The sequence below is a fragment of the Ligilactobacillus ceti DSM 22408 genome, from assembly GCF_000423245.1.
GTDB lineage: Bacteria > Bacillota > Bacilli > Lactobacillales > Lactobacillaceae > Ligilactobacillus > Ligilactobacillus ceti.
The window spans coordinates 260704-275742 of sequence record NZ_KE383993.1 but is presented as its reverse complement, the minus strand read 5'-3'; the positions used below and the strand labels follow the sequence as shown (position 1 = coordinate 275742).

Annotated in this window: 10 protein-coding genes; all 10 read right to left on the bottom strand. The window is 35.8% G+C overall.

The window, feature by feature from the left end; all coding sequences use genetic code 11:
- Positions 1 to 16: 16 nt before the first annotated feature.
- Positions 17 to 3193, bottom strand: coding sequence for an SEC10/PgrA surface exclusion domain-containing protein (locus G540_RS0104215; RefSeq protein ID WP_027107040.1), 3177 nt, complete (start codon positions 3191 to 3193; stop codon positions 17 to 19).
- A gap of 168 nt (positions 3194 to 3361) precedes the next feature.
- Positions 3362 to 5197 (bottom strand): translation elongation factor 4, encoded by a 1836-nt coding sequence (gene lepA / locus G540_RS0104210; RefSeq protein ID WP_027107039.1) that lies wholly within the window; start codon positions 5195 to 5197, stop codon positions 3362 to 3364.
- Between the two features lie 195 nt (positions 5198 to 5392).
- Entirely contained in the window at positions 5393 to 6502 is a 1110-nt protein-coding gene (gene dnaJ / locus G540_RS0104205; protein ID WP_027107038.1) for a molecular chaperone DnaJ, read from the bottom strand.
- Between the two features lie 103 nt (positions 6503 to 6605).
- Complete coding sequence (gene dnaK / locus G540_RS0104200; protein ID WP_027107037.1) at positions 6606 to 8450, bottom strand: molecular chaperone DnaK; 1845 nt, start codon at positions 8448 to 8450, stop codon at positions 6606 to 6608.
- A 40-nt stretch (positions 8451 to 8490) separates the two neighbouring features.
- Complete coding sequence (grpE, locus tag G540_RS0104195; RefSeq protein ID WP_027107036.1) at positions 8491 to 9057, bottom strand: nucleotide exchange factor GrpE; 567 nt, start codon at positions 9055 to 9057, stop codon at positions 8491 to 8493.
- A gap of 16 nt (positions 9058 to 9073) precedes the next feature.
- Positions 9074 to 10108 (bottom strand): heat-inducible transcriptional repressor HrcA, encoded by a 1035-nt coding sequence (gene hrcA / locus G540_RS0104190; RefSeq protein WP_027107035.1) that lies wholly within the window; start codon positions 10106 to 10108, stop codon positions 9074 to 9076.
- 148 nt (positions 10109 to 10256) lie between these two features.
- Positions 10257 to 11207, bottom strand: coding sequence for a riboflavin biosynthesis protein RibF (gene ribF / locus G540_RS0104185; protein WP_027107034.1), 951 nt, complete (start codon positions 11205 to 11207; stop codon positions 10257 to 10259).
- 20 nt (positions 11208 to 11227) lie between these two features.
- Positions 11228 to 12139 (bottom strand): tRNA pseudouridine(55) synthase TruB, encoded by a 912-nt coding sequence (gene truB, locus G540_RS0104180; RefSeq protein ID WP_027107033.1) that lies wholly within the window; start codon positions 12137 to 12139, stop codon positions 11228 to 11230.
- Between the two features lie 125 nt (positions 12140 to 12264).
- A complete protein-coding gene (rbfA, locus tag G540_RS0104175; RefSeq protein WP_027107032.1) occupies positions 12265 to 12624 on the bottom strand; it encodes a 30S ribosome-binding factor RbfA in 360 nt (119 codons plus the stop codon).
- Positions 12625 to 12654: 30 nt separating this feature from the next.
- The gene (infB, locus tag G540_RS0104170) at positions 12655 to 14958 is read right to left on the bottom strand and encodes a translation initiation factor IF-2 (protein WP_027107031.1); all 2304 of its coding nucleotides are present in this window, start codon (positions 14956 to 14958) and stop codon (positions 12655 to 12657) included.
- Positions 14959 to 15039: the final 81 nt, after the last annotated feature.

Genomic DNA, 15039 nt, shown 5'->3' with positions numbered 1-15039 from the left:
TGAAAGGCTTTTGGTGTTAATTATTATATTTTCGTTTTAATTTTTGCATGATATTTGTTGAGCTTAATCCTAGAATACTTAAGCCCATAATCCCTAAAGTAACAACCCAGTTTGTAGAATGCTCACCCGTTTTTGGTAAAATATTCCGTGTTGGTTGTACTGGATTTATTAGAGTTGCGACATCTGTTCCTTTTTTAGGAACAACAGCTTGTTCTTGTTTTAGTTCTTGATTTTCACCTTGAGAAGTTGGTTGATCATCTTTAGTTTCTTCTTTCGTGTGATCTGTTGGTTCAATCACCGGCTCGACAACATCTGGTACAACAATTTCTGCAGGTTGTGTACTTGCTTCTGGAACATCGATTTTTGTGTCTGCTTTTTCTTCTGTTACATCCGATACAACTCTCGCAATGGCAGCTTCAACTTCTTTGACATGATCTAAATTATTTTGCGCTGTTTGTAACGTTTTTTGCGCTTGATTTAAGGCACTTTGCGCAGTTTTAACAGCTTGTTGAGCTCTTTTTAAATCAAGTTGACGTGCTGTTAAGGCTTTTTGTGCTAATTGTAACTCGAAAGTTTTTTCTTGCAATTGTGTAGTTGCTTGCATAACTGCTTGTTGGGCCTGCTTTAAGCTCTCATATTGTTTATTTAATAAATTAAATTGCTTTTGTAATTTTGTCCCCAGCTCACTAGTTCCTTGGACTTGAGCCTGTAATTTGGTTAAAGCTGCTTGTAAATCATTAATTAATTTTTCGTTATCAGCTAATTGTCCATGATGTTCCTGTAATTTGTTTTGAACTTGTGTTAATTCTTCCACCATTTGCGCTAACTGAACTTCTTTTTGTGCTACTTTTTCTTTTAATACTTTGTAATCAGCTTGTTTAGCCGTTTGTGCTACTTTTTTAGCGTGTAATTTATTTTGCAGTTGCTTCAAATTAGTTTGCATAATCTGTACTTGTTGTTGTGCATTCTTTAAATTACGTTGTACAGCTTGGATATTTATTGTTTTTTGCGATAAATTCATTTGTGCTTTTTTCAATTGGTTAATATGCTGTTGCTGCTTAGCTTTTAACGCTAATACTTTTTGAAGTCCTTGTCCTAAAGCTTCACTTGCAGCTTGAACGTCATTTTCAGCCTGAATCACAGCTTTTTGCGCATCTTGTAATTCCTGATTATAACCGGGGTCATCTGCTGCGAAGTAATTATCAGCTTGACTTTCCTGATTAAAATTAGCTAGACCTTCTTTTAAATCATGAATATCTCGTTGTAAAACTTTCCGTTGCGCGTTTAATTTAACTATTTCTTGTTGAACATTTACTAAATCTTTTTGCATTTGAGGGATTTCACGTTGCAGTTCGGCTTGGGCAATTTGATAATTTTGTTGTTCTGACTGCAGAGTTAATTGTTCTTCATTTAAAGCTTTGATTTGCTCTTTAAGCATTGTTTGGTTCTTTGTTTCTTTGGCAATTTGGGCACTATTATCAACACTTGTTTCTGTTCGCTGCAAATCTTGAGCTTGCGCCATTGCATGCTGTGCATCGACTTTAGCAAAATTAAAGTGCATCCAACCAAATTGGTCAATCGCAAATCCAATATAATTTTTTTCGGTTAACGCATTAACCAGTGCGTGACCCCATTGAATCCCACCGTCTTTGAACATCATGGCATTTAAATTATCAAAAATTTGTCGTTTTAATGAAGCCAGTGTCGTTTGATAACTTGGCATCCGACCATCAAACATCGTAAAGATTGTTTCACCCGCATTTTCAGCAATTTCTGCCAAACCTAATTTGGTTTTAACTTGTTCCAAACCAGCTACAAAGTGATCTTGACCCTTTAAATTATACTGATTTTCATTATAAACTTGGACGACTTGTCGCGCATAATCTAATGATTCGACATTGAATTTCAACGGTGGCATCCCGAATTGTTGGCGAATTTGATTTAAGATGGTTACTGTAAATTGCGTTAATTCACTTTGTTCTGTAAATGTTAAATTGCGCCAATCATTAATTCGGACTTTTTTATCGCTTTCATCACCTTGATAACTCTTATCAGCTGCTTGATATAATGCCTGTCCGATTTCAGTTAATCGAGCAGATACACTTTCATCACCGGCTTGATACTGTTTTAACAAACTAATATATTCGTCATTTAAAGTTAATTGATTTTGTTGCCCTTGTTTAGCTGCTGCCGCACTTTGAGCTTGATATTGTGCTATTTTTGCTTGACTAGCCATTAGTTGGGCTTTTAACTCAGCTAATTTTTGTTGGTTAGCTCGGAATTTGGATTGATTATTTTGGGATTGTACTTTTAATTCTTGAAGATGTTGTTGCATCGCTTTTAATTCAAATTGAATTTGTTGAGCTTTCTTTTGCTGGTCTGTTGTTTGTTGCTTCAAGTCTAACAATTCAGCTTCTTTAGCTATTAATTGCGCCGCTAACTGATCAATTTCTGCTTGCTGAATTTTATTCATAACATCAGTTAGTTGATTTTGAGCTTGTTTTTTAATTTTTTCTGCTAAAGCTTTCTGATCTTGTAATTGATTTTGCGTAGCTTGTAAATCGTTTAATTCTTGCATTAATTGATTTAAAGCCTGTTGGGCTTGTTCTACTTCCATTTGAGCAGACTTTAATTCCGCCTGTGCTTTTTGATTTAAAGCTTTTTGACCAGCATGATATTGTTGTGCTTGCCGATAATCAGCTTGAGCTTTTTTGACTTGATTTTGTGTAGTAATAATTTCTTGATGTAAAGTGGCAATTTCTTGCGCGAGTGTTTCTAAATGATATGATTTTAAATTATTTTGTAATTGTTGCACGACTTGAGCAATTTGGTGTGCAGTCACATTCTTAGTAGCTGTGAGCTGTGCTTGCTGCTGATTTAAGTCGTGTTGGGATTTTTGCGTTAATTGTTGTGCATGTTGGACATCTTGGTCAGCTTGTGTTCGTTGCTTCAAAGCTTGAGATTGTTTTTTAGTTGCTTGTTGCACAATTTGTCTGTGATGAGCAACTGCTTGTGTCGCATCTGTGACAGCCTGCTCTGCTTTTTGTGTAGTCGTCGGTACTGCTTTAATTTTTGTACTTTGTTGATCCAAACTCCCTAATTTTTGGATTGAGTCGGCTTGAACAATTTGTTCTTCCATTCCCCACAAAGCTCCTGCTAAAGCAGTTACTGTAATTATTTTCTTTTTATCCATATGATTAATCCCCTTTATTAAATAATAAAGTCTTTTTACTTAAAAAATTCTTAAGTTATTCTCATTATAGCATAAAAATTATTAAATAAATTATTTTAACTACAATTTAACGTTACAAAAAAAGGAACAGCCCAACTTGACTATTCCTTAAAAATCATATTCATTTTTTTATTTACGGTCTAAATCTTCATCCGTCTTCAAGACAGCCATAAATGCTTCTTGTGGAACTTCAACTGTACCAACAGATTTCATCCGTTTCTTACCACGTTTTTGTTTATCTAATAATTTCGCACGACGATCTGGATCCCCTGTGTGAATCTTAGCTGTAACATCTTTCCGGTAAGCTTTAATATTTGTTCTGGAAATAATTTTTGCACCAATTGCAGCTTGAATTGGAATTTCAAAGTTTTGTCGTGGAATAATTGTCTTCAATTTACCTGTAATTACACGAGCTCTTTCTGCCGCAAACTCACGGTGAGAAATAAAGCTTAAGGCATCGACTTTATCACCATTCATCAAGATATCAATCTTCACAAGATCACTTGGACGCATACCGCCAATTTCATAATCTAAAGAAGCATATCCTTTTGTACTTGATTTCAAACGATCAAAGAAATCGAAAATAATTTCTGATAATGGAATATCATAAATAACATTTACGCGATAATCATCAAGATATTCCATCGTAATAAATTGACCACGTTTTCTTTGGCATAATTCCATAACAGCCCCAACATATTCATTTGGCACCATGATTGTAGCTTTCACATACGGTTCGAAAATTTGGTTAATAACTGGAACTTCTGGCATTTCCGCTGGGTTAGAAACTTGTTTATGTGAACCATCTGTTAATTCAACATCATATGTTACAGATGGTGCTGTTGTAATCAAGTCCATATTGAATTCACGTTCTAAACGTTCTTGCACAACATCCATGTGTAATAATCCTAAGAACCCACAACGGAAACCAAACCCGAGAGCTTGGGATGTTTCTGGTTCAAATTCTAAAGCAGCATCATTTAAACGTAATTTTTCTAAAGCATCACGTAAATCATTGTATTTAGCATTATCAGTTGGATATAAACCAGCATATACCATTGGAATCATTTCCCGATAACCGTCTAATGGTTTTTCTGTTGGATTGTTCGCATTAGTTACTGTATCCCCGACACGTGTATCTTGGATATCTTTGATGCTGGCTGTTAAATAACCTACATCACCAGCCATTAACATATCACGTTTGATTGGTTTTGGTGAGTTAACCCCAACTTCAATAACTTCATATTCAGCACCACTATTCATTAAGCGGATTTTATCACCTGGTTTAACTGTACCTTCAACAACTCGTAAACTTAAAACAACGCCACGATATTCATCGTAAACAGAGTCGAAAATCAACGCTTTTAAAGGTGCTGTTAAATCGCCAGTTGGTGCTGGGATTTCTTGTACAATTTGTTCTAAGATTTCTTCGATTCCGATACCAGATTTAGCACTTGCTAAAATAGCTTCAGAAGCATCCAAGCCAATTACATCTTCAATTTCTTGGCGCACACGTTCTGGATCAGCTGATGGTAAATCAACTTTATTAATAACTGGTAAAATTTCCAAATCATCATCGATTGCCAAATAAACATTCGCTAATGTCTGTGCTTCAACACCTTGTGCAGCATCGACAACTAAAATTGCCCCTTCACAAGCCGCTAAAGAACGAGAAACTTCATAAGTGAAATCGACGTGTCCTGGTGTATCAATCAAGTGGAAAATATAAGTTTCGCCATCTTTTGCTTCATAGTGTAATTCAACGGCATTTAATTTAATTGTAATTCCGCGTTCGCGTTCTAAATCCATCGAATCTAATAACTGATTTTGCATTTCTCTTTTTGAAACTGTATCAGTCTTTTCTAAAATCCGATCGGCCAAGGTTGATTTTCCGTGGTCAATATGAGCAACAATCGAAAAATTCCGAATATGCTGTTGTCGCTCCTTCATTTCTTCAAGATTCATTCACAACTTCCTACTTTCTTCTAAACATCTTCATTTTATTAATTATAATATGGTCCGGCCATTTCGTAAACTAATGCTACCGGTTTCTGTATATTTTATTTCATTATCTTTTTATTATACCATCTTTATGATTTAAAAAATAACCCTATTTAAAAAGCAGCTAGATGAATAACAACATCTAACTGCTAATTTATTTTATAAATTCTTCAAACGATCAAAGAATGAGCCGCTTTCTTGTGGTGCTTTACCACCTGAAGCTTCGACAAAATCTTTTAACGCCATTTTTTGTTTCTTGTTTAAATGTTTTGGTGTTTGAATATTAACGGTAACTTTTTGATCACCAACACCTCCACCACGGAGTCTTGGCGCACCTTTACCTTTCAAACGGAAAATTGTTCCTGTTTGTGTTCCAGCTGGAATTTTCAAAGTAACATCACCATAAACAGTTTGCACATCAACTTCATCACCTAAAGCTGCTTGCGCAAAACTAATTGGTAAATCAACATAGATGTCAGCACCTTGTCTTTGATAAATTTTACTTGGTTTCACATGGAAGACAAGATATAAATCACCATATGGTCCACCATTTGTTCCGGCTTCACCTTGTCCTTGCAGACGCATTTGGTTACCATTTTCGACACCTGCAGGAACATTAACTTCTAACACATGTTCTTTCTTAACATGACCTGTACCTTGACAGTCTGTACATTTATCTTTGATTTCTTGACCAGTACCATGACAAACATCACATTCTTGTTGAGATCTCATGCGACCTAATGGAGTTTGAACTTGTACATCAACATAACCACGACCATGACATTGTGAACAAATGTCTGGTGATGTACCATCTTTAGCACCAGTTCCGGAACATGTTTTACAGTTTTCTTCACGTGTATAACGAATTTCCGTTTTCTTACCAAAAATCGCTTCTTCAAAAGTTAATTCCATATCATATTGTAAATCGCGACCTTGACGTGGTGCATTACGTGAACGTTGACGAGATCCACCGCCAAAGAATTGGCCAAATAGATCTTCAAATCCACCAAAATCTTGACTATTAAAACCACCGCCACCTGGGCCGCCAAAACCACCTGGGCCACCCGTTGTACCGAATTGATCATATTGAGCTTTCTTTTGAGGATCACTTAAAATTTCATAAGCTTCATTTATTTCTTTAAATTTTTCTTCAGCTTCCGGCGCATCGTTTAAATCGGGATGATACTTTTTCGATAATTTACGATAAGCCTTCTTAATTTCTGCCGCTGTTGCGTTTTTTTCAACGCCTAAGACTTCATACGGATTCATCTTCACCCTCCTAATCATATCCTTGCTAACCAAATATAAGCGATTAAAAATAAAAAGTCAAAGCACTCGTTGACTTTGACTTTTTACTTGAGCTTAATAGCTTTTATTTTTCGTCAGGGTTTACTTCTTTAAAGTCACCATCAACAGTATTATCATCTGCTGGTTGAGATTGGTCAGCTGCACCGGCTGCGCCTGCTTGTGCTTCTTGAGCAGCTTGTGCTTGTTGATATAATTTCACAGAAAGTTCTTGAACAACTTCATTTAAAGTTTCTTTCTTAGCTTTCATTTCTTCAATATCATCAGCTTCTTGAGCTTTCTTCAATGCATCACGTGCATCTTGAGCTTTTTTAACTTCTTCTTCAGAAACTTTGCCTTCAAGCTCTTTCAATGTTTTATCTGTTGAAAAGATTAATTGATCTACTTCATTGTATAAATCAACTTTTTCTTTACGTTCTTTATCAGATGCTTCATTTTCTTTAGCTTCTTTTACCATGCGTTCGATTTCTTCATCAGAAAGACCGGATGAACTCTTGATTGTAATCTTTTGTTCTTTGTTTGTACCTAAATCTTTAGCTGTTACGTTAACAATACCGTTTTTATCGATATCAAATGTAACTTGGATTTGTGGTACTTGACGTGGTGCTGGTGGGATATCTGTTAATTGGAAGCGACCTAATGTCTTGTTGTCAGCTGCCATTGGACGTTCACCTTGTAAAACATGGACATCAACAGCTGGTTGGTTATCAACGGCAGTTGTAAATGTTTGTGATTTACTTGTAGGGATTGTTGTATTACGATCGATTAATTTAGTGAAGACACCACCCATTGTTTCGATACCTAATGATAATGGAGTTACATCAAGTAAAACAACGTCTGTCACATCACCTGTGATAACACCACCTTGAATTGCAGCACCTAAAGCAACTGCTTCATCAGGGTTAACTGATTGGTTAGGTTTGTGTCCTGTTTCTTGTTCAACAGCTTCTTGAACAGCTGGAATACGTGTAGAACCACCAACTAAGATAACTTCATCAATGTCTGCACTTGTTAAACCAGCATCACGTAAAGCGTTACGAACTGGAATTTTTGTTCTTTCAACTAAATCACTTGTTAATTCGTTGAATTTAGCACGTGTTAATGTTGTTTCTAAGTGTAAAGGACCAGCTTCACCAGATGTGATGAATGGTAATGAAATTTGTGCTGATGTTACACCAGAAAGATCTTTTTTAGCTTTTTCAGCAGCATCTTTCAAACGTTGCATAGCCATTTTATCTTGGGATAAGTCAATGCCGTTTTCTTTCTTGAATTCAGCAACTAACCAGTCCATGATTTTCTTATCGAAATCATCCCCACCTAATTCTGTATCACCATTTGTTGATAATACTTCAAAGACACCATCACCTAATTCAAGGATGGAAACATCGAAAGTACCACCACCAAGGTCAAAGACTAAGATTTTTTCATCTTCGTCTGTTTTTTCAAGACCATATGCTAAAGCAGCTGCTGTTGGTTCGTTAACAATACGTTCTACTTTAAGACCAGCAATTTTACCAGCATCTTTTGTAGCTTGACGTTGTGAATCGTTGAAGTAAGCTGGAACTGTAATAACAGCTTGATCAACTGGTTCGCCTAAATATGCTTCAGCGTATTCTTTAAGATATTGTAATGTCATTGCGGAAATTTCTTGTGGTGTATAGTCTTTTCCATCAACGTTTACTGTATAACCAGCTTCACCCATGTGACGTTTGATAGAACCAATTGTGTTAGGGTTTGTAATTGATTGACGTTTAGCAATTTCACCAATTTGTGTTTCGCCATTTTTGAAAGCGACAACAGATGGTGTTGTACGGTTACCTTCTGGGTTTGTAATAATTTTTGCTTCTTTACCTTCAAGAACAGCAACTGCAGAGTTAGTTGTTCCTAAATCGATACCAATAATTTTTGACATATTTAATTACCTCTTTTTTAAAATTATTTTTTTGAATTTTTTATTGTGTTACGACAACCATTGCGGGACGTAAGACACGATCTTTAAACATATATCCTTCTTGGAAGACTTGCACAATTGTTTCAGCTTCTTGTCCATCTTCCAAAGGTACAGTTTGCACTGCTTGGTGCACATTAGGATCGAATTTTTCACCTAATGATGCAACTTTTACAACTTCAAAACCAGCTAAAGCATCAGTTAAATTATTAATAACTAATTCTACACCGCGTTTGAGTTGTTCAGTATTTTCATCACTTGCTTCAATCGCAACAGCACGGCTCAAGTTATCTAAAGCAGGCAAGATTGCTTTGGCTAAATCTTGACCAGCGTATTTTAACATTTGCGCTTGTTCTTTTTTGAAACGAGTGTGCATGTTAGCCATTTCAGCTTGTGAACGATAATATTTATCTTCTAATTCTTTATTTTCTGCTTCTAAAGCAGCAATTTTCGCTAAGACTTCTTCAATCGCAACTTCTTCTTGTTCTGACACTTCTTCAGTTGCTTCGTCTTGCATTGTGTCTGTTTCTTGATTTAAATCTTCTTGTTTAATATCTTTTTCTTCGGACACTTTTACACCTCTTTTTTTATTTACCGCATTCACGGTAATAATCAATCATTTTGTTAGCCAATTCCTTCCGAAAAACTGTTAAAAGACCTAACATTTTCGAATATGGCATATTAGTTGGACCGAGAATTGCAATTTTACCTTTACCATAAGCACCAACATCATACGTTGCAGAAATTAAACTATAATCGACTAAACTATTATGTTGTTCATTCCCAAACGTAACAGAAATATCTTGATCTAAATCATCCAATAATGTGACAACATCTGGTGTATCATGTTCAAATAATGTATAAAGATGTTTAATTTCTTCTAAATTCTCGCTATTCGCTAAATTTAATAAATTCATCTTACCATCAATATAAACTTGATCACATAATGCTTGGTCTAACATCTGGCTAAAGACCTCAATAAAAATCTCCGGTTGCTGCAAATACTTTGTTAATAACGGCAAACTAGCTTGAAGTTTTCGCGTTACATCTTTCAAAGGTAAGCCCACAACTTGATTATTGATCACACGAACAACAGCTTCTAATTCTTCACCATGCATTCCAGGTGGTAAATTAAAGAGTTGATTTTCAACTCCACCATCACTCGTGACTAAAATCACCATCACTTGTTGATTACCTAATGGCACTAAACGAAATCCTTCTAATCGAACTTCTTTAGCTTCAGGTTTCAACGTAAACGCTGTGTAATTCGTTAATTCTGATAAAATCTTCGCCGAAACTGCTACAATCTCATCTACTTTTTGAAACTCATTACTAAAAGATGATTGAATACTGTGTAATGCTTGTGGTTCTACAATTTCAGGCTCAACAATATTATCAATATAATAACGATAACCTTTTAAAGAAGGAACACGACCCGAACTGGAATGTTCTTTCATAATAAAACCATTCCGTTCTAAAACAGCCATTTCATTGCGAATGGTTGCCGAACTAACATGAACTGGTAATTGATTTTGCAACGTTTTGGATCCAATTGGCTCACCGATATTAGTATAATCACGGATGATTGCATCTAAAATCAGTAATTGTCTTTGCGTTAGCATCACCATCACCTCTTTTTTAGCACTTAGTCACTATGAGTGCTAAGTCAATTAATAATATACCTAATCTTTAGTAAGAAGTCAACACTTCTAGCTTATTTTTCCATTAAAAACAACAAAAAAGACAGCACTTTCTTGCCGTCTTTTACAGTTAATTATTGTTGATGTGATAGTATTTTTCCGTTGCTAATTGATCAGCTGCTAGTTGTTGCATCAATTGCTCCAAACTCGAAAACTTCTCCATAGATCGTAAATATTCATCCCACAAAATCACAACTTCACGTCCATAAACATCAGCTTGAAAATTCAATAAATGAACTTCGACCGTCACAGGTAAATTATCACCGACTGTTTCGTTTTTACCGATTGAAGCCATTCCGTAATATTCTTTAGTTTCGCCGACAAAGCGCACACGCACCGCATAGACACCTTCACCAGGAATTCGTTCTGCAGCATCAACATCGACATTAATCGTCGGATAACCTAGTTTACGGCCCATTTTTTGCCCATGAATAACTAAACCAGTATTAGAATAATCAGCTCCTAATAATTCATTCGCAGCAGCAACCTGTCCTTTAGCTAATAAATTCCGAATACGTGTGGAGCTAATTTTACCAACTTGATCTTCTAAATGTGGTACTTCAATAATCGTAAATCGTTCTTTCGCATATTGTGGTAATGTCTGCATATTAGCTATTTCCCGTTTTCCATACGTAAAATCACTTCCAGCCACTAAACATTTAGCATGTAAATCAACTACATATTTATCGATAAAAGTTTGCGGATCCATAGGAACGAGTTGTTCATTAAAAGCCACTACATACGTTATATCGACACCCAAATCAGCAAAATAACGCAATTTCGTTTTTAAAGTTGTTAAATATTTAAAATCGGGACTTGTTTTACGATAAACCAAACCCGGATAGCGATCAAAGGTTAGCACAGCTAATTTAACCCCCAATTTTTGTGCTTCTTTTTTCGCAATTTCGATTACTTTTCGGTGGCCGCAATGCACACCATCAAAGAACCCCATCGCTAAAACAATCGCTTCATTGGGGATTTGTTTTTTATTATAAGGTTCTTGTAAATAAATTGTTTGCACGTTACGTCACCTTCTTTTTATTAAGTTAAATCAATCATCGTTTGTGCTTGATAACGTGTTTTTTCAGGATTATAGCAATATAAGGCCCGTAATTTTCCACCATAATATAACCGTAAAAATTCTGAAATTTCACCGTTATTAACATATTGTGGTCCCAAAAAGCCGCCATTTTTCACTAAAGCCCATTGACGTTCATCTAATTCATAAGCTGGATATTCACTTAAAGCATAATCAATTGGAGCTAATTTTTCCGCAAGTTCTGCTTCACTACATTCTGCTAATTGCTTTAAACTCACCGCTTGTCCAATCGTAAATCCACCACTTTTCAACCGTGTTAAATCAGACATCACCGCCGGAACACCTAATTTACGTCCTAAATCAACTGCTAAAGTCCGAACATAAGTCCCTTTCCCACAACCAACTTCAAAATAAATTGTTTGTTGGCCTTTTTCGGCATCGAAAGTACTTGTTAAGCGTTGTTTGAAATAGTCGACTTGTATTTTCCGTTGTGGTCGTTCAACTGTTTCACCGGCACGGGCATATTCATATAATCGACGTCCTTTAACTTTAACTGCTGAATACATCGGTGGAATTTGAATGATTTCACCGGTTAATTCAGCTAATTTTTCATTAATTTCATCTTCTGTAAATGGTTTTTCTAAGCGTTGACTTGCAATAGTTGCCCCATCTAAATCTTCTGTTTCAGTAGCAAAACCTAAAATGATTTCTCCTTGATAAATTTTACCCGAATCCATTAAATAATTAACGACTTTCGTTGCTTTACCAATACAAATTGGTAATACTCCGTCAACATTGGGATCTAAAGTACCACTATGTCCAACTCGTCTTGTTTTGAAAATTTTCCGACAATGATAAACGCAATCCGCACTTGTCATGCCGCGATCTTTATATAAAGGTAGAATCCCTTCCATTGATGTTCCTCCAAAATCTTACTTTTTTAACTGATCTTATAATTATAGCATGTTTTAATATTTAAATAAAAAACATCTCATCCAAAGGCTTTTCAGCCTTTAAATGAGATGCTCATTATTTTAAATTAGTAACGATCTTTTTCGCGTAATTTGTTCAATAACTCATCAATATGATCACCATATTGAACTGATTTATCACGAACAAAACGTAATTCAGGTGTAACATAAATTGATAAGCGTTGACCTAATTCTCTTCTGATTAAACCAGTTGCTTTTTCAAGTCCTGTTTGAACTTTTTGAGCATCTGATGCTTTATCAGATAAGATACTATAATAAATCGTTGCTTGTTGTAAATCACCAGTTACATCAACACCAGTAATTGTTACATCTTGGACGCGAGGATCACGCACTCGTTTCATCAAAATATCATTGACTTCACGTTGGATCTCTTGTGATAATCGTCCTACTCGGAAATTTTGAGCCACGTTGACTCCTCCTTTGACGTTTTTAAATTTTTATTTTACAGGAATTTCTTCCATGATATATGCTTCAACTTGATCGCCGACTTTAATATCGTTGTATTTTTCAATCATTAAACCACATTCATAACCTTGTTTAACAACTTTCGCATCATCTTTATAACGTTTCAAACTAGCTAATTTACCTTCGTAAATAACGATACCGTCACGAATAATCCGGATACCACTATCGCGAGCTACAGAACCTTCAGTTACGTAACCACCACCGATTGTACCTAAACGAGATACTTTATAAGTTTCACGAATTTCAATTTGACCAGTAATCTTTTCAGCGTATTCAGGTTCTAACATACCCTTCATAGCTGTTTCGATTTCGTCAATAGCTTTATAGATAACACGGTGTAAACGAATATCAACATTATCTGCTTCAGCTTGTTTCTTAGCTTGAGCTGTTGGACGAACGTTAAAACCAATAATGATTGCATTAGATGCTTCGGCTAAAGTTACATCACTTTCGTTAATTGCCCCAGCAGCTTGGTGAACAATATTCACACGCACGCCAGAAACTTCGATTTTTTGTAAACTACCAGCTAAAGCTTCAACAGACCCTTGCACATCGGCTTTGATAATAACATTAACACTCTTTAATTCGCCTTCTTTCAAAGTATCGAACAAGTTATCTAATGTTACACGGTTTTTAGCAGAACGTTCTTTATCTAAAGCACGTTTAGCACGTTCTTCACCTGCTGCACGAGCTGTCTTTTCATCATCAAAGACGATGAAACGTTCACCGGAATCAGGAACATCATTTAACCCAGTAATTTCAACTGGCATAGCTGGTGTAGCGGCTTTCACAGCACGACCTAAAGCATCTGACATTGTCCGCACACGACCGAATGTATTACCAACAACGATTGGATCACCAATCTTCAATGTACCATGTTGAACTAATAATGAAGCAACAGAACCTTTACCTTTATCTAAACGAGCTTCGATAACTGTACCGGCACCATTTTGATCTGGGTTAGCTTTTAATTCTAAGATTTCAGCTGTTAATAAAATCATGTCTAATAATTCATCTAAGTTCTTACCGAATTTAGCAGAAATTTCAACAAAGATTGTATCTCCACCCCATGATTCAGCAATTAAACCATATTCTGTTAATTGTTCCATAACATGGTTTGGATTAGCTGCTGGTTTATCAATCTTGTTAACAGCAACGATAATTGGAACATCAGCTGCTTTAGCGTGGTTAATAGCTTCGATTGTTTGTGGCATAACACCATCATCAGCTGCTACAACTAAAACTGTGATATCTGTAATATCAGCGCCACGTGCCCGCATGTTTGTAAAGGCTGCGTGTCCTGGTGTATCTAAGAAAGTGATTGGTTTACCGGCATGCTTAATTTGATAAGCACCGATATGTTGTGTAATCCCACCAGCTTCACCTTCTGTAACACGTGAATTACGCAAGTTATCAAGTAATGTTGTTTTACCATGGTCAACATGTCCCATAATTGTAACTACAGGAGGACGTGGTGAACCATTTTCAGCATTATTTTGTTCATCTTCAAAGAATTTATCGATATCAGCAACATCGACTTCAATTTTTTCTTCAGCACCGATTCCATAATCAGCTGCTAAAATTTCAATTGTATCTTTATCTAATGATTGGTTTTGGTTAACCATAACACCCATCATAAATAATTTTTTGATGATTTCAGCTGGTTCGCGGTGAATTTTCTTAGCAATGTCAGCAACATTCATACCCACTGTATAAACTAATGTTTCTGGCAATGGCTTATTCTTACGTGGTGGAACTGCTGGTTTATTACTTGTTTGTGGACGTTTCTTATTGTTACGACGGCGTTTGCCACCAAAACGGTTATTGTTGTTACCAAAACGATTGTTGTTTTGGCCACGACCACCATTGTTATTATTGCGGCTACGATTTGTATTATTTGTATTGTTGTTTGTATTGTTATTTGTATTCATATTACTCCCTGAACGTTTCTGATTATTTCTCTGAGTATTATTTACCCGAGTTGTTGGTTGGTTTGAACGAGTTTTTTGTGAATTATTATTAGATCGTTGTTTATCAGCGTTCGTAGAGCTTTTAGTTTGGCGATCATTTTGCTGAGAATTTTTAGCTTTTGGTTGAGCTGGTTTTGTTTTTTGTTTTGGCTTTTTAAAACTAGCTTGTAAAACTTTTTGTTCTTGGTCACTCACACTAGACATATGATTTCCCACATCAAAACCTTTTTTCTTAGCAACGTCAATTAATTCTTTATTGCTAATGTTTAATTCTCTAGCCAATTCATAAATGCGTTTTTTACTCATAAATACACGCTCCTCATGTTAGCAACAGTCGGCTCGCTCCATAATTACACTTCCTAAAATTATGGACCAAGTGTCTGATGT